This window comes from Mesorhizobium sp. B2-4-18 (assembly GCF_006441385.1).
Taxonomy (GTDB): Bacteria; Pseudomonadota; Alphaproteobacteria; order Rhizobiales; family Rhizobiaceae; genus Mesorhizobium; species Mesorhizobium australicum.
Window position 1 is genome coordinate 238914 of sequence record NZ_VFUW01000008.1, and the last position, 14884, is coordinate 253797.

Genomic DNA, 14884 nt, shown 5'->3' on the forward strand with positions numbered 1-14884 from the left:
CGCCGATGAAGGCGGGATTGGTCTTGTCCAAACCCGATCGCATCGTGCCTCAACTTCCGGAACCACACTCGTGAACCATTTCGACTACCGCGATGGCGTGCTGCATGCCGAGGACGTGGCGATCCCTGATATCGCCGCACAGGTCGGCACGCCGTTCTATTGCTATTCGACGGCGACCCTGACCAGGCACTACCGTGTCTTCGTCCAGGCCTTTGCCGGGCTCGATACGCTGGTCTGCTACGCCATGAAGGCCAATTCCAACCAGGCGGTGCTGCGGACCTTGGCCAAGCTCGGCGCCGGCGCCGACGTCGTCTCGGAAGGCGAATTGCGCCGGGCTCTCGCCGCAGGAGTCCCGGCCGGCAAGATCCTGTTCTCGGGCGTCGGCAAGACCGCCCGCGAAATGGACTTTGCGCTCCAAGCCGGCATTCTCTGCTTCAACGTCGAATCCGAGCCGGAACTCGAGCTGTTGTCGGCACGTGCCGTGGCGCTCGGCAAGGTGGCGCCTATCTCGCTGCGCATCAATCCCGATGTCGACGCCAAGACCCACAAGAAAATCTCAACCGGCAAGGCTGAAAACAAGTTCGGCATTCCCTGGCAGCGGGCGCGCCAGGTCTATGCCCGCGCGGCAACGCTTCCGGGCATTAAGGTCACCGGCATCGATACCCATATCGGCAGCCAGATCACCGAGTTGCAGCCCTTCGACGACGCCTTCGCCCTGCTGGTCGACCTGGTCGGAGCGCTGCGCGGCGACGGCCACGCCATCGAGCATGTCGATCTCGGCGGCGGTCTCGGCATTCCCTACCGCGTCGACAACAACCCGCCCCCCTTGCCCGACGCCTATGCCCAGATCGTCCGCAAGCATGTCACCAAATTGGGTCTGAAGGTGATGTTCGAGCCGGGCCGGCTGATCGTTGGCAATGCCGGCATCCTGGTCTCTGAAGTGATTTTCGTGAAGGAGGGCGACGCCAAGAATTTCCTCGTCGTCGACGCTGCCATGAATGACCTGATCCGGCCGACGCTCTACGATGCCTTCCACGAGATCAAGCCGGTCGTGCAGCCGCCGGCCGACGCGCCGCGCATGATGGTCGACGTGGTCGGCCAAGTCTGCGAGACCGGCGATTATCTCGGCCTCGACCGCGACCTGCCCCGGCTGATGGCGGGCGATCTCGTCGCCGTTTCCACCGCCGGCGCCTATGGCGCGGTCCAGGCCGGCACCTACAACACTCGCCTGCTGGTGCCGGAGGTGCTGGTCGACGGCGACCGTTTCCATGTCGTGCGTCCGCGCCCGACCTATGACGAGCTGATCGGGCTGGATTCGGTGCCGGACTGGCTTGCGTAAGCCGCCCTGCCGCGACGCTATAACCGGTTCTGCGCTATAACCGGTTCTGGATGAGTGCCCTTGCGTCGGCGATCCTGTCCTCGTCGCGGCGGTAGAAGGTCCATTGCCTGATGCGCTTGGTTCTGAGCAGGCCGGCCTGGACGAGCACGCGCATATGCTCGGAAAGCGTCGCCTGAGTGATGCCGAGCTTCTCGGCGATCAGCAGCGCGCAGACGCCGTCCTCGACCAGATCGCCATCCGCCTGTGCCCGGAAATGCGCACGTGGATTCTTGAGCCAGTCGAGAATCTGCAGTCTGCGCTCGTTGGCGATCGCCTTGAAGACATCAACCTCTTGCATTTAGCCATTTTGCCAAGTTACTAATTGCTGTCAATCCCAAGGAGATTTTGATGTCGCAGGGCAACGTCGTCACACGCGAACGCATCGCCGCGATGGAACCGCGCATCCGCTCCTATATCAGGCACACACCGGTTCTGCGCGTCGACATGGCCGACTTCGATCGGGGGCCATTGGCGATCGACCTCAAGCTCGAATGCCTGCAGCATTCCGGCTCGTTCAAAGCCCGCGGCGCCTTCACCAACCTCCTGGAGCGGCCGGTTCCCGAGGCCGGCGTCGTCGCCGCATCGGGCGGCAATCATGGCGCTGCCGTCGCCTACGCCGCCATGCGGCTTGGCCACAGAGCAACCATCTTCGTTCCCGAAGTGAGCCCGCAGGCCAAGCTGGACCGCATCCGGGCCTATGGCGCCGACCTCGTTGTCGGCGGCGCCCGCTATGCCGAAGCGCTGGCCGCCAGCGAACGGTTCGCCGAGGAAACCGGCGCCTTGCAGATCCACGCCTTCAACCAGGAGGAGACGCTGGTCGGCCAAGGCACTCTCGGGCTCGAAATCGAAAGCGATCTGCCTGAGATCGACACGCTGCTGGTCGCCGTCGGTGGTGGCGGCCTGATCGGCGGCATCGCCGCCTGGTATGCCGGCCGCATCCGCATCGTCGCCGTAGAGCCCGAGGGTGCGCCGACGCTTCATCGCGCCTTCGAGGCCGGCCATCCGGTGGACGCGCCGGCGGAAGGCATCGCCGCCGATTCGCTGGCGCCCAAGCGGGTCGGCGAGATGATGTTCCCGATCGCCGAAGCCTTCGTCGAACGCTCCATCCTGGTTAGCGACGACGACATCATCGCCGCCCAGAAGGCGCTCTGGAACCGCGTGCGCATCATCTCGGAGCCGGGTGGTGCCGCCGCCTTTGCCGCGATCCTGTCCGGCCGCTACGCGCCGACACCGGGCGAACGGGTCGCCGTGCTGGTCTGTGGGGCCAACGCAAACCCCGCCAATTTCTGATTGCAACCATTTCGGCAGGCTTCACGTTTTCTCAAACTGCCTCGCCTTTGCCGTGTTTACTGGTATTCTTCGAGTCGTGAGGCTTGGGCTATCCCGTCCGCCTCGCCGCATGATCCCGAAAAATAGAATCCAAGTTTCGGAACAGATCATGCCCAAAGAGATAGAGCCCATTGCGGTCCTTCAGGACGGAACAGGGCTCCAGGAAGGGCCGATGACCGAACGACCCACCTTCAGCAGCAATCGCGGCCTGGCCGGACGCCTGGCCTTGAGCCGGCTGGCGACGCGGGTCTCGATGGCGATCGAGCGTGGCTGGCCGCTGCTGCTTCCGCTCATTGTCGTCGTCGGCCTGTTTCTCAGCGTCTCCTGGTTCGGTATTTTTCCCCGGCTGCCGGACGTGGTGCGCATCGGCCTTATCGCCATGTTTTGCCTGGCAGGTCTGGCGGCGCTTTATCCGCTGCGCTTTTTCCGCATACCTGGCGCGGCCGAGATCGATCGCCGCATCGAAGCCGCCAACAGACTGCTGCACAGCCCGGTGCAGGTGCAGAGCGACCGGCCCAGCGGCCAGGAAAGCAGTTTCTCGCAGGCGCTCTGGCGCGAGCACCAGAAGCGAATGGCTGGAAAGCTCGACAATCTCGGCGCCGATCTGCCGCGCACGCGCGTGCCGGAGCGCGACCCGTGGGGATTGCGCGCCGTGGCGGCGCTCCTGCTGGTCACTGCCTTTGCCTTCTCCTTCGGGCCGACCGGCGGCCGGCTGACAGATGGGTTCAGCGCACATGGCACGCTCGACGCCGTACCGCCGCGCATCGACGCATGGGTGACGCCGCCGGCCTATACCGGCAAGCCGCCGATCTTCCTGACTGCCGACGCCAACCAGGCGACCCCGACTTTTCATGTCCCCGAGGGAAGCGACGTCTCCCTGCGCGTTACCGGAGGCTCGGGCGAGGAAACGCTTGCCTATGCCGACAAGGACGGCAATGCGCGCGCCATCGACCCCGCAAGCCCGCAAGCCGCCGCCAAGCCGGCAGCAAGCCCGGCGGTGTCGTCCGCCTCGCCTTCGAAGGTGCGCCAGTTCGCCAGCAAGCTGACCGGCGACGGGACGCTGACGCTGAAATCGGGGGAGGATCAGCTTGGCCGCTGGGCTTTCGCCGTCATCCCGGACAAGCCGCCGCGGATCCGCTTCGTCGGCGAGCCCAAGCGCGCCGCCAACGGCGCCTTCGAGCTCAACTATCAGATCGATGACGATTACGGCGCCGCCACCGCCAAGGCGGTCTTCGCGCTGGCCGACCCGCAGCCGCCGGGTGCGCATCCGCTCTATGGTCCGCCCGAAATGCCGCTGACACTGCCGCGCCGCGGCGGCAAGTTGAATGCCGCCAAGACCACGAAAGACCTGACCGAGCATGTCTGGGCCGGCAGCAGCATCAAGCTGACGCTGGTCGCCACCGACGACGCCGGCCACACCGCCTCAAGCGAAACCAAGACGCTCGCGATGCCCGAGCGGCCGTTCACCAACCCGCTGGCACGCGCGGTGATCGAACAGCGCCGCCTGCTTGCGCTCGACGCCAATGCCAAGCCGCGCGTGCTCGACCTGATGGAGGCCATCACGCTGCGGCCTGAAGACACGTTCGATACCATGTCCCACTACCTCGCCATCATGAGCGCAATGAGCCGGCTGAAGCTGGCGGTGAACGACGATCAATTGCGCAGCGAGGTTGCCTACCTCTGGGAGATCGCGCTTGGTATCGAGGAGGGCAACCTCTCGGCGGCCGAAAAGCGGCTGCGCCAGGCCCAGCAGGCACTGCAGGACGCCATCAAGAATGGCGCCAGCGATGCCGAGATCGAGAAGGCGATGAAGGAACTGCGCGAGGCGATGAACCAGTTCCTGCAGGAGTTCGCCGAACGCGCCAAGCAGAACCCGAACGCGCCGCAGATGCAGCAGAACGGCCAGGAGCTGCGCCAGAGCGACATCGACCGCATGATGGACCAGATCGAAAATCTGGCGAAGTCCGGCGATCGCGACAAGGCCCAGCAATTGCTGTCTCAGTTGCAGGACATGATGAACAACCTCCAGGCCGGCCGCCAGCAGCAGGGGGGCGAGCAGGACAGCCAGATGCGTCAGCAGATGGACAAGCTTGGCGAGATCCTGCGGCGGCAGCAGGAGATGATGAACGACACCTTCCGCATGGATCAGATGCAGCGCGGCGAGCGCCAGCGCGGCCGCAACCGCGACGAGCAGCTTGGCCAGAACGATGAGCAAGGTCAATCTGGCGAAAACGGCAAGCCCGGCGAGAATGGCGAGCCAAAGCCTATGACGCCGCAGGAATTCGCCGATGCGCTGAAGCAGCTGCAGGAGGGCCAGGGCCAGCTGAAGAGCGATCTGGAGCAGCTGAAGAAAGGCCTCGAGGGCATGGGCATGGAGCCCAATGAAGGATTTGGCGAGGCCGGCAAGTCCATGGGCAGCGCCGAGCAGGCGCTTGGCGAGGGCCAGGGCGACGAGGCCGTCGGCCACCAGGGCCGGGCGCTTGAGGCGCTGCGCAAGGGCGCCAAGGACATGATGAAACAGATGCAGGCTATGCAGGGCGACCAGGGCGGCAGCCAGGAAGGCGGCCGCCAGCAGGATGCCGACCGTGACCCGCTCGGCCGGCCGCGCGCCAGCCAGGGTCCCGATTTTGGCGATTCGGTGAAAGTGCCCGACGAGATCGACGTCCAGCGCGCGCGCCAGATCCTGGAAGCGATCCGCAAGCGGCTCGGCAATGCGCTCAGCCCCGACATCGAGCGCAGCTATCTGGAACGGCTGCTGGAGCTGAAATAGGAAGCGGCGAGAGGGACCAGCTTCATTTCCATGGAGCCGTCTACCTGTTGACGAACGCCTCGCGGATTGCCTCCTGCATGCCGTCGATTGCTTCGCCTGACGCATTCGGGTTGCGATGCATCACCACATTGGAGGAATCGATGTCGCCGAACCCGTCCGCGGACGTCAGCTCTCGGCAGTCCGCCGGAATGTTGCTGCGTGAGATCGGCGCGATCGCCAACCCCGAGGTGACGGCAAGCTTCAGGCCGCCATTGGTATCGCTTGTATAGGCGACGCGATAGGCAAGGCCGCGCTGCTCCAGCGATTTGATGGCGAAGTCCTTACACCAGCCGGCGCGGTTGTAGAGCGCGATCGGCACCGGGCGCTCCTCATGCATGTGATGCAGGTTCGACGTCACCCAGACCGTCGGATCATGCATCAGCACTTCGCCGCCGGAAGGATCCTGCCATTCGAACACCACGCATAAATCCAGCTCGCCGGCGGCGAGCGCCGCGATCTGCGCCTCCGAATGCGCGTAGCGTACGGTGACCTCGACCTTGGTGTGACGCTTCGAAAATGCGCCGAGCGCGCGCGACAGGATGGCGTGGCCATATTCCTCAGGAATGCCAATGCGCACCGGCCCACCGAGCGGCGCCGCCGCCATCGACGCCGCCGTTTCATCGAGCAGCGAAACGATACGGCGGGCATTGACGATGAGTTCGCCGCCACGCCGCGTCAGCGCGACGCCGCGTGAACCTCGCTCGAACAGGCTGTCGCCGACCAGCTCTTCGAGCTTCTTCATCTGCATCGACACGGCCGATTGCGTGCGGCCGGCCTGCTCGGCCGCCCTGGTGAAATTGCCGGCCTCGGCTATGGCGACAAAGGTACGCAGGAGATCACTATCAAGGGTTGGCCGCATGGCATCCATCATAAGCGGATTTGATCACTGGCATCATTCCAATTCGTTTGCAACATGTCAAACGCCGAACGATAATCGCCTCACCCATTGGATATGCAGTCGCGAAATCGGCTGCGGACCAATCAAGAGTCCTCACTCGTGCCCGCTACCCGAACACGGTGGCGGGTTCTTTTTGATCTGGTGAGGGTCGCCGGATCGGATGCGCGGGAGCCTGAACGGATGCAGAATAGGATGGTGCGTGGCATCCTGAGCCTGTGCCTGGGCGTGCTGGTCTTCTCGCTGCAAGATCCGCTCGTCAAAGCCGTGTCGAGCGGTTACCCGGTGACCGAGGTGATGGCGATCCGCTCGATCGTAGCCTTGCCGATCCTGATCGTTCTGGTTCACGCCGATGTCGGGGTGCGGGCAATCCTGTCGAAACGGTTCGGCCTGCTGACGATACGCGCCTTCATCCAGTTCACCTCCTACACGGTCTATTACCTGGCCATCGCCGCCCTCCCGCTGGCCGACGCCGTGGCGCTCTATTTCATGGCGCCGCTCTGCATCATGGCGATGGCCGGCCCCTATCTCGGCGAGCGCGTTTCCTGGCAGACGCTGTCGACCGTGCTGATCGGGATGCTTGGCGTGCTGGTGATGCTGCGCCCCGGCGCCGGGCTGTTCGACTGGGCGGCCTTGCTGTCGCTGGGCTCGGCCGTGCTCTACGCCTTCTCGCAGCTGATGGCTCGCAAGATCGGCGATACCGAATCGTCCACTGTCATGGCCTTCTACCAGAACGGCGCCTATCTCGTCGGCGCGGCCGTCGTCGCCGGCACGTTCCACATTGCGGGCATAACCCACGCCGTCCACCCGAGCCTCGAATTCCTGGTGCGACCATGGATCGCGCCGACGCTGCCGGATTTCCTCAAGATGGCCGCCTGCGGTTTCGTCGCCTCGGCCGGCATGATCCTGCTCTCGCAAGGCTACCGGCTGGCGCCGGCCAACCGCGTCGCCACCTTCGAATATACCGGCATCCTGTGGTCGCCGCTGTGGGGTTTCCTGTTCTTCGCCGAGGTGCCCAGGTCAGCGACGGTGATCGGCGCGGCGCTCATCATCGGCGCCGGCCTGCTGGCACTCAACACCGAGCGCCGCGCCAGCCCGGCACCGGCGCTTGTCGCCAGGGATCCAGCCTGATCAGGCGAAGCAGATCAGCGCCCGTTCGACGCGAGAGCGAATCTCGGCGAGCGTGAAGGGCTTTTGCACGACATCGAGGATGATGCCGTTCAATTCCTCGGCGCGCTCGCGCTGGTCGGCATAGCCGGTCATCAGCATGATCTTCATCGCGGGAAAAAGCGCGGCTGCCGCAACCGCCATCTCGATGCCGTCCATCTCCGGCATGCGTATGTCGGAGACGACGAGATCGTACCCGCCTTTTGCGGCGCGGATCAGCGAAAGCCCCTGCGCGCCATCGGCGGCGATATCGATTGCGTGGCCGGCGCGTTCGAGCGCGCGGGCTGCGAGGGTGCGGACGGACTCATCGTCCTCGACGATCAAAAGCTTTGCCATGGCCGGCATGTTTGGCGGCGAAACGTTGACTTTTCCTGAAAACCCCGGCGCTCCCCCAGACTAATTTTCCCGACACCGTTAAGGCCTTTTTCAGGATTCGCCGGTGCGAGGCACTCGCCTTACACGTCGCCTTTCACCACACCCACGAACGGCAATTCACGGAAAGCATGCGCCACATCCATGCCATAGCCGACGACGAAATAATCGGGGCAGTCGAAGCCGACGTAATCGGCATTGAGCGCGGTCTGGCGGCGCATGCGCTTGTCGAGCAGCACGGCGATGGAACAGCTTTTCGCGCCACGCGACAGCATCAGGTCGCGCGTGAAGCTCAGCGTCTTGCCCGATTCCAGAATGTCGTCGATCAACAGCACGTCACGGCCGGCGACCTCGTTGTCGATGTCGCGCAGCACCCTCACCTCGCCGCTGGTTGTGCCGGCGCCATAACTGGAGATGAAGATGAACTCGACTTCCGGCGACAGGCCGACATCATGCATGGCGCGGATCAGGTCGGCGGCGAAAATGAACGAGCCTTTCAGCACCGAAATCACCAGGAGATCGTGATAATCGTGCCCGGCGATCTCCTTGGCGAGTTCAAGATTGCGCCGCGCAATCGCCGATGCCGAAAACAGGACTTCGATGTCCTTGCCGCGCACGTTTGGCATTTCTCGCCCCTCCAGTTTTTTCCCAACGCCTTCACATAGAGCGTATGTTGAGAGTCAGGTCAGACCGAGCCGAAAGCAGTGGTTTCCGAGAACCGGAGCGGAGCGTACGTGAGCACCGGAAGCGCAGGGAACCACCGTTTGCAGGCCGGCTTCACCTGAATATCGACACACGCTATTCGGCGAAGGTGACCAAAACGGTCCTTACCCCGTTCTTAGGCACGTCGAGCCGGCTGGCAAAGCCGAATCTTTCGCCCGATGCCAGCGAATGGCCAGATGTCCCCAGCGTATAGCGGGTTGTCCGGCCGTCATTGCCCGTCACCCGGATTTCGAGTGGCGGCATTGTCGCGGGCCTCGTCCCGTCATTGGCGGCCTCGCCGTCGACGAACAGCACCGGATTGGCGCCGGAGGCATCGATGCGTGACGTCACGCCTGAAATGGTCAGCGCCGACGCTTGCGCGCCGGGCAGGAACGGTGCCTGGCGCACCAGCGCATGGCCGCCCGAGACCCAGAAGGCGGCAAGGGCGGCGCCGATGCCGGCGATCCAGAAGATCGGACCGCCGCGCGAGGCCGGCGGCCGTTCCGCTGGCATTTCCGGCTTGCGCAGCATGTCCATGCCTTCGATGGCCGGGGGGACAATCGCACGCGGCAGCGGCGTCACATTTCCGACTGGTGGGGCCGGCCGCGGCAACACCATATAATCCGCATCGATGATATCAGCCGCCGGGGCGCGCAAGATCCGGTCCGCTGCGGCAATTGCCGCGGGATCGGTCATGATTTCGCCGGAAACCGGGCGCGCGGTTCGTTCGTCAGCCATCATGGCCCCAGTATTGCGCGTGTTCGCTTTTCGTTTCTTTTGCGTAAACACAAATGGTTAACGCTTCCCCACCGGAGCCCTCTTGAAGAGCCTAAACGAGCCAGGAATTAACCGCCGGTTAACCATGCCGGCCGATGGTCTTTTCACAAAACAGGCCGGTTCGCCGCGGCCAGGAAATTCAGGTCGTCGAAATTGATTCGCTTCGAAAATGTCGGCCTCCGCTATGGCATGGGTCCGGAAATCCTCCGCGACATCTCCCTGCACATACCGGAGCGCTCCTTCCAGTTCCTGAGCGGGCCTTCGGGTGCCGGCAAGACGACATTGCTGCGCCTTTTGTTCATGTCGCTGAAACCGACGCGTGGACTGATCACCATCTTCGGCAAGGACCGCTCGCGCATCTCGCGCACCGAACTGCCGCATCTGCGCCGCCGCATCGGCGTGGTGTTTCAGGACTTTCGCCTGCTCGACCACATGACCACCTATGAGAATGTGGCGCTGCCGCTGCGCGTGCGCGGGCGCGAGGAAGCGAGCTACCGCACCGACGTCACCGAGTTGTTGAAATGGGTGGGGCTGGGCGAGCGCATGCATGTGCTGCCGCCGGTCCTGTCCGGAGGCGAGAAGCAGCGCGCCGCGATCGCGCGCGCCCTGATCGAGCAGCCGGAGATCCTGCTCGCCGACGAGCCGACCGGCAATGTCGATCCGCCGCTGGCGCGGCGGCTGCTGCGGCTGTTCATCGAGCTCAACCGGCTTGGCACCGCCGTTGTGATCGCCACGCATGACCTTGGCCTGATGGAGCAGGTTGACGCGCGCCGCATGATCCTGGCCGGCGGAAGGCTTGATATCTATGACTGAGACCGAGCTATCGGCCGACCATTTCGAGGAGCAGGATGCCGAGGCGATGGAGGCGAGGCCGCGCGCACAACGCAAGATGGCGCCGATCGTGCCGGCGCAGAACATTGCCGGCCGCGCTCTGGTGCTGGTCATCGCCATCATGACTTTCCTGTCCTGCCTGACCTTCGGCGCGGTGACACTGGTGCGCGACACAGCCTCGGTTTGGGAAAACCAGATCTCGCGCGAGGCGACGATTCAGATCAAGCCGGCCGACGGCCTCGACATGGAGGCGGCGCTTACCCAGGCGTCACGGATCGCCGGTGAATTCCCTGGCGTGAAGTCGACCCGGATCATCGACCGCGAAGCGACCGCAAGGCTGCTGGAGCCCTGGCTGGGTTCGGGCCTCAACATCGACGACCTGCCCGTGCCGCGCCTGATCATCGTCACCATCGACGAGAGCAGCCCGCCTGACTTCGCCGCCATGCGCGCCGCGATCACGCCGAAACTGCCGAGTGCATCGCTCGACGACCACCGCACCTGGGTCGACCGGCTGGTGGCCATGGCCCGTACCACGGTGACCATAGGCGTTGCCGTTCTGGCCTTGATGCTGTCGGCGACGGTGCTGACCGTGGTGTTCGCGACCCGTGGCGCCATGGACGGCAACGGCCACATCATCGAGGTGCTGCATTTCGTCGGCGCCGAGGCGCGCTTCATCGCACGCGAATTTCGCCGGCATTTCCTGGTCACCGGCATGAAGGGCGCAGCCGCCGGCGGAGCGGCGGCGGTGCTTGTCTTCATCGTGTTTTCCTGGTGGTCGTCACGCAACATGGCAACGCCGCAGGCCGATCAGGCGACCGCTTTGTTCGGTAACTTCGCCATCGGCTCGGCGGGTTACGCAGGTGTCGTCCTGATGGTGCTGGTGATTGGCGCGCTGACGGCGGCAACCTCGCACCTCACCGTCGTTGCCTATCTCAGCGACATCGACGTTCGCCAACCCGATGCATGAAAGGACCTCGTCTTGGCTTGGACGGAAACAGGGCGATCACGGAGAAAGAATTCGCGTAACGCAAAGTGCGTCTTTTACCTATCAAAGGCCGCATTTGAGGATTAACTATATGACCATGGACGTGCGGGATTCGACCGGGACGGCTGGACAGTTGCCAGTGGTGGTTGACCGTTGGCGCGGCCGTGGCAGGGTTAGCCATCTAAGGACCGCCCTGCGCTTCTCCGCTCTCTCCCTACTTGTGCTTGCAACAGTGTTCGCTGGCGGCTTTGGCTGGTTCGCCAGCAAGGTCAGTCATCTGACCACGCCCGCCAACCCGGCCAAGGCCGACGCCATCATTGTGCTGACCGGCGGCCAGTCGCGCCTCGACGCCGCGATGGAGCTGCTCGCATCCGGCAAGGGCGAGCGGCTCTTGATCAGCGGCGTGCACCCCTCGGCCAGCCGGCGCCAGCTTCAGGCGGCCACCGGCGGCGACAAGAAACTGTTTTCCTGCTGTGTCGACATCGATCGCGCCGCGCTCGACACGATCGGCAATGCCGAGGAAAGCGCCAAATGGGTGGAAAACCATGCCTATGGCACGGTGATCCTGGTGACCAACAATTATCACATGCCGCGCAGCCTTTTGGAGATGGGCCGGCTGCTGCATGGCGCCAAGCTCGAACCCTACCCGGTGGTCAATTCCAACCTGGATAATGGCAGTTGGCTGACCAAGCCGCGCGCGGTGCGCGTGCTGTTCACCGAATACACCAAGTACCTGCTGGCGCTGGCTCGCGGGTTTATCCCGGTGAAGCCGACGCCTGAGGGAATCGCCCTGGCCGAGACCGCCGCCGGCGGCTGAGCCGCGTCATTGCTTGGCGACAGCCCCTGAAACGCCCTTGAGGCGCGCGATCTCTTGTTCAAGGTCTTGGATGCGCCGGTCGCGCTCGCCAAGCGCGGCTGCCACATCAGCCGCCTCGAAGCGCTGCGGTATATGTTGCGGGCAATTGGCATCCCATGCCGAGACGGTGAACAGGATGATCTGCTCGGGACGCGCCTTGTAGTCCGGCGGCATCAGCCTCGCCGTCAACTCGGCATCGTCCTCGACAACGCGCGCCGTACCCCAGATCTTGATGCGCTGGCGCATCATGTAGTCGATCAGGAACAGGAAGGCCCTCGGATTGTCGGCCAGATTGCCCTGCGTGATGAATTGCCTGTTGCCGGAAAAATCCGCGAAGCCGATCGTCTTCTCGTCGAGCACTTTGAGAAAGCCGGCAGGGCCGCCGCGGTGCTGGATATAGGGCTGGCCATCGCCATTGGCCGTCGACAGGAAGATGCTGGTCTGCATTTCGATGAATGCGGCGAGGTCCGGTGTGATCGCCGACTGCCAGCCGCCGCGCTCCTCGACGCGGGCGTAGGACTGGCGCGAGCCCTTGCGCGCCTGGATCGCCTTGACCGTCGGCGTGAAGGCGACATCGCTGGTAAAAGCGTGTGCGTTCATCGAAACCTCCTTTGCCTGAATGCTTCTAAAGACCGAGCTCCGACAGCGTCGGATGGTCGTCCGGCCGCCGGCCGAGCGGCCAGTGATATTTGCGCTCGGCCTCGGCGATCGGCAGGTCGTTGATGCTGGCGATGCGCAGCCGCATCAGCCCGTGCTCGTCGAACTCCCAGTTCTCGTTGCCGTAGCTGCGGAACCACGAGCCGCTGTCGTCGCGCCATTCATAGGCGAAGCGCACGGCGATGCGGTTGCCGTGAAAGGCCCAGACCTCCTTGATCAGCCGGTAGTCGAGTTCGCGGCTCCATTTGCGCGTAAGGAACGCCTGGATGGCATCGCGGCCTTGCAGGAACTCGGCGCGGTTGCGCCAACGGCTGTCCGCCGTATAGGCGAGCGCCACCCGCACCGGATCGCGCGAGTTCCAGGCATCCTCGGCCATGCGCGCTTTCTGGGCTGACGTCTCGGCGGTGAAGGGCGGAAGCGGCGGGCGGCTCTCAGACATGGGATTTCCTCTGCGGCATGAAGGGTGGGGACCGGCGGGCACCGCCGCTCCTATCCGGATTCAGGCAGCATTGCGGGCGGAAACAACCGGAAAATCGATCTCGGTCTGGGCAACCTCATTGATATAGTTGGTCCAGACGTTCAGGGCGACATGCTGGACAATCTCGATGATCTCTCCGTCGTCATAGCCCGCGAGCCTGACAGCGGCGATATCCTCCTGGGCGACATGTCCGCGGCTTTGCGCAACCCGGGCGGCAAAACCCACCGCCGCGGCTGCCTTGGGGTCCATGGAGCCGCCATGGCGATTGGCCATCATCTCGGCATCGTCGAGGCTTGCGAGCGTCTTGCCGAGATAGGTGTGCGCGCACAGGCAGTAGTTGCAGCCATTGATCTCGGCGATCGCCAGCGCGATGCGCTCGCGCGTCGGCGCCGGAAGCCGGCCCCTGGCCAGCGCGCCCATCATGCCGAGATAGCCTTCCAGCGCCGCCGGACTGTTGGCGACCATCCGAAACAGGTTCGGCACGACACCAAGCTGTTTTTCCACCACTTGCAGCATGGGCTGCGCGGCGGCGGGAGCGGCAGCGATGGACGAAGGCGTAGCGATGCGGGGCATAGAGATTTCCTGGTTGAGGTGTGCCCCCGTTATATGCAGCCTTCCATGTTGCGGATGTAGATGCCATATTTGCAACCAACCCTTCCATTTTCTGGAAGAAATGATGGATCGTCTCGAAGCCATGTCCCTTTTCGTCGCGGCGGCGGAGGGCGGCAGCCTTTCCGCCGCCGCGCGCCATTCGGACGTTCCGTTGGCAACAGTCAGCCGCAAGGTCTCCGAACTGGAGCGGTACCTGAAGACACGCCTGTTGAACCGCTCGACGCGGCGGCTGACACTGACCGACGCCGGCCATGCCTATCTCGCTGCCTGCCGCCGCATCCTCGACCAGGTCGGCGACGCCGAACGCACCGCCGGCGGCGAATACAGCGCCCCGACAGGGGAATTGATCATCACCGCGCCGATCGTCTTCGGCCGTCTTCACGTGCTGCCGGTCGTCACCGACTTCCTCGCCGCCTATCCCCTGGTGGATATCCGCCTGACGCTCGGCGACAGGATAAGCCAGTTGGCCGAGGATCATATCGACCTCGCCGTCCGTATCGGCAGGCTGCCGGATTCGCGCATGGTCGCCATCAGGGTCGGTTCGATCGGTCATGTTGTCTGCGCGAGCCCTGCCTATCTGGCCGGACGCGGCATTCCAGAAATTCCAGGAGATCTCGAGGCGCACAGCTGCATTACCTTCGAGGGCCTTGGCTCGCTCGCCACCTGGACCTTCACCGTGGACAAGGCTGATTTTGTCGTGCCGGTCCGATCAAGGCTCCGGGTCAACACCGCCGAGGCGGCGATTGATGCGGCGATCGCCGGTGTCGGAGTGACACGGGTGCTTTCCTACCAGATTGTCGCCGCCGCACGCTCGGGAACACTGCGCCCCGTGCTCAGGGATTTCGAACCCGAGCCTTGGCCGGTAAACCTGGTGCATGCGGGCCAGGGCCGGCTGCCGGTGAAACTGCGCGCCTTCCTCGACTTCGCCGCCCCCCGCCTGAGGGAACGCCTGGCGCAGGCGACCTGGTAGGACGGGCAGTATCGCACCGTTTCCTTTTTCTCCGCGCTTGGTGTAACCAACGCACACTTCCTCACC

Annotated in this window: 16 protein-coding genes; 8 read left to right on the forward strand and 8 right to left on the reverse strand. The window is 64.1% G+C overall.

All coding sequences use genetic code 11. The features are described 5' to 3' along the window. Positions 1-70: 70 nt before the first annotated feature. On the forward strand, positions 71-1339 hold the full coding sequence (lysA, locus tag FJ527_RS20505; protein WP_140823970.1) for a diaminopimelate decarboxylase: 1269 nt from the start codon (positions 71-73) through the stop codon (positions 1337-1339). A 34-nt stretch (positions 1340-1373) separates the two neighbouring features. Here the strand turns inward: lysA and FJ527_RS20510 are convergent, their stop codons facing one another. After that, complete coding sequence (locus tag FJ527_RS20510; protein ID WP_015315541.1) at positions 1374-1676, reverse strand: metalloregulator ArsR/SmtB family transcription factor; 303 nt, start codon at positions 1674-1676, stop codon at positions 1374-1376. Positions 1677-1726: 50 nt separating this feature from the next. Here FJ527_RS20510 and FJ527_RS20515 point away from each other — a divergent pair, with 50 nt between their 5' ends. Together FJ527_RS20515 and FJ527_RS20520 are read left to right on the forward strand one after the other, a co-directional pair. Further along, positions 1727-2668: a threonine/serine dehydratase gene (locus tag FJ527_RS20515; protein WP_140823971.1), complete on the forward strand. Its 942-nt coding sequence runs from the start codon at positions 1727-1729 to the stop codon at positions 2666-2668. Positions 2669-2879: 211 nt separating this feature from the next. Then, positions 2880-5477 (forward strand): TIGR02302 family protein, encoded by a 2598-nt coding sequence (locus tag FJ527_RS20520; protein ID WP_140662837.1) that lies wholly within the window; start codon positions 2880-2882, stop codon positions 5475-5477. 40 nt (positions 5478-5517) lie between these two features. Here FJ527_RS20520 and FJ527_RS20525 read toward each other — a convergent pair whose 3' ends face one another. Next, positions 5518-6375 carry a LysR substrate-binding domain-containing protein gene (locus tag FJ527_RS20525; protein WP_015315538.1) on the reverse strand — a complete coding sequence of 286 codons (858 nt, stop codon included), beginning with the start codon at positions 6373-6375 and terminating at the stop codon, positions 5518-5520. Positions 6376-6594: 219 nt separating this feature from the next. Here FJ527_RS20525 and FJ527_RS20530 point away from each other — a divergent pair, with 219 nt between their 5' ends. After that, positions 6595-7542, forward strand: a complete 948-nt coding sequence (locus FJ527_RS20530) for a DMT family transporter (RefSeq protein WP_140662840.1) — start codon at positions 6595-6597, stop codon at positions 7540-7542. On the opposite strand, the gene FJ527_RS20535 is transcribed toward FJ527_RS20530, so the two are convergent. From FJ527_RS20535 to FJ527_RS20545, 3 genes are all read right to left on the reverse strand, one after another. Next, on the reverse strand, positions 7543-7914 hold the full coding sequence (locus tag FJ527_RS20535; RefSeq protein WP_181166417.1) for a response regulator: 372 nt from the start codon (positions 7912-7914) through the stop codon (positions 7543-7545). 119 nt (positions 7915-8033) lie between these two features. After that, the gene (hpt, locus tag FJ527_RS20540) at positions 8034-8576 is read right to left on the reverse strand and encodes a hypoxanthine phosphoribosyltransferase (protein ID WP_015315535.1); all 543 of its coding nucleotides are present in this window, start codon (positions 8574-8576) and stop codon (positions 8034-8036) included. Positions 8577-8748: 172 nt separating this feature from the next. After that, a complete protein-coding gene (locus FJ527_RS20545) occupies positions 8749-9393 on the reverse strand; it encodes a cadherin-like beta sandwich domain-containing protein (protein ID WP_140616825.1) in 645 nt (214 codons plus the stop codon). A 189-nt stretch (positions 9394-9582) separates the two neighbouring features. On the opposite strand from FJ527_RS20545, the gene ftsE reads away from it, so the two are divergent. From ftsE to FJ527_RS20560, 3 genes are all read left to right on the forward strand, one after another. Next, complete coding sequence (gene ftsE, locus FJ527_RS20550) at positions 9583-10242, forward strand: cell division ATP-binding protein FtsE (RefSeq protein ID WP_010911739.1); 660 nt, start codon at positions 9583-9585, stop codon at positions 10240-10242. Then, positions 10235-11227 (forward strand): ABC transporter permease, encoded by a 993-nt coding sequence (locus FJ527_RS20555; RefSeq protein WP_140823972.1) that lies wholly within the window; start codon positions 10235-10237, stop codon positions 11225-11227. Before ftsE ends, FJ527_RS20555 begins: the two co-directional genes overlap by 8 nt. A 109-nt stretch (positions 11228-11336) precedes the next feature. Then, a complete protein-coding gene (locus FJ527_RS20560; RefSeq protein ID WP_140616823.1) occupies positions 11337-12062 on the forward strand; it encodes a YdcF family protein in 726 nt (241 codons plus the stop codon). Between the two features lie 6 nt (positions 12063-12068). Here the strand turns inward: FJ527_RS20560 and FJ527_RS20565 are convergent, their stop codons facing one another. Genes FJ527_RS20565 through FJ527_RS20575 form a run of 3 tightly spaced genes read right to left on the reverse strand, consistent with a single transcriptional unit; the run spans position 12069 to position 13809 of the window. Next, complete coding sequence (locus FJ527_RS20565; protein WP_140712857.1) at positions 12069-12701, reverse strand: pyridoxamine 5'-phosphate oxidase family protein; 633 nt, start codon at positions 12699-12701, stop codon at positions 12069-12071. Between the two features lie 25 nt (positions 12702-12726). Then, a complete protein-coding gene (locus FJ527_RS20570; protein WP_140823973.1) occupies positions 12727-13197 on the reverse strand; it encodes a DUF1348 family protein in 471 nt (156 codons plus the stop codon). A gap of 60 nt (positions 13198-13257) precedes the next feature. Then, positions 13258-13809 (reverse strand): carboxymuconolactone decarboxylase family protein, encoded by a 552-nt coding sequence (locus FJ527_RS20575; protein ID WP_015315529.1) that lies wholly within the window; start codon positions 13807-13809, stop codon positions 13258-13260. 103 nt (positions 13810-13912) lie between these two features. Between FJ527_RS20575 and FJ527_RS20580 the strand changes: the two genes are divergently transcribed. Next, the gene (locus tag FJ527_RS20580; RefSeq protein ID WP_140823974.1) at positions 13913-14818 is read left to right on the forward strand and encodes a LysR family transcriptional regulator; all 906 of its coding nucleotides are present in this window, start codon (positions 13913-13915) and stop codon (positions 14816-14818) included. Positions 14819-14884 lie beyond the last annotated feature (66 nt).

Excerpts from the sequence above, each read along its gene's own strand:
- FJ527_RS20510 (WP_015315541.1), bottom strand. The coding sequence starts at position 1,676 with ATGCAAGAGGTTGATGTCTTCAAGGCGATCGCCAACGAGCGCAGACTG.
- FJ527_RS20515 (WP_140823971.1), top strand. The coding sequence starts at position 1,727 with ATGTCGCAGGGCAACGTCGTCACACGCGAACGCATCGCCGCGATGGAA.
- FJ527_RS20520 (WP_140662837.1), top strand. The coding sequence starts at position 2,880 with ATGACCGAACGACCCACCTTCAGCAGCAATCGCGGCCTGGCCGGACGC.
- FJ527_RS20525 (WP_015315538.1), bottom strand. The coding sequence starts at position 6,375 with ATGCGGCCAACCCTTGATAGTGATCTCCTGCGTACCTTTGTCGCCATA.
- FJ527_RS20530 (WP_140662840.1), top strand. The coding sequence starts at position 6,595 with ATGCAGAATAGGATGGTGCGTGGCATCCTGAGCCTGTGCCTGGGCGTG.
- FJ527_RS20535 (WP_181166417.1), bottom strand. The coding sequence starts at position 7,914 with ATGGCAAAGCTTTTGATCGTCGAGGACGATGAGTCCGTCCGCACCCTC.
- hpt (WP_015315535.1), bottom strand. The coding sequence starts at position 8,576 with ATGCCAAACGTGCGCGGCAAGGACATCGAAGTCCTGTTTTCGGCATCG.
- FJ527_RS20545 (WP_140616825.1), bottom strand. The coding sequence starts at position 9,393 with ATGATGGCTGACGAACGAACCGCGCGCCCGGTTTCCGGCGAAATCATG.
- FJ527_RS20555 (WP_140823972.1), top strand. The coding sequence starts at position 10,235 with ATGACTGAGACCGAGCTATCGGCCGACCATTTCGAGGAGCAGGATGCC.
- FJ527_RS20560 (WP_140616823.1), top strand. The coding sequence starts at position 11,337 with ATGACCATGGACGTGCGGGATTCGACCGGGACGGCTGGACAGTTGCCA.
- FJ527_RS20565 (WP_140712857.1), bottom strand. The coding sequence starts at position 12,701 with ATGAACGCACACGCTTTTACCAGCGATGTCGCCTTCACGCCGACGGTC.
- FJ527_RS20570 (WP_140823973.1), bottom strand. The coding sequence starts at position 13,197 with ATGTCTGAGAGCCGCCCGCCGCTTCCGCCCTTCACCGCCGAGACGTCA.
- FJ527_RS20575 (WP_015315529.1), bottom strand. The coding sequence starts at position 13,809 with ATGCCCCGCATCGCTACGCCTTCGTCCATCGCTGCCGCTCCCGCCGCC.
- FJ527_RS20580 (WP_140823974.1), top strand. The coding sequence starts at position 13,913 with ATGGATCGTCTCGAAGCCATGTCCCTTTTCGTCGCGGCGGCGGAGGGC.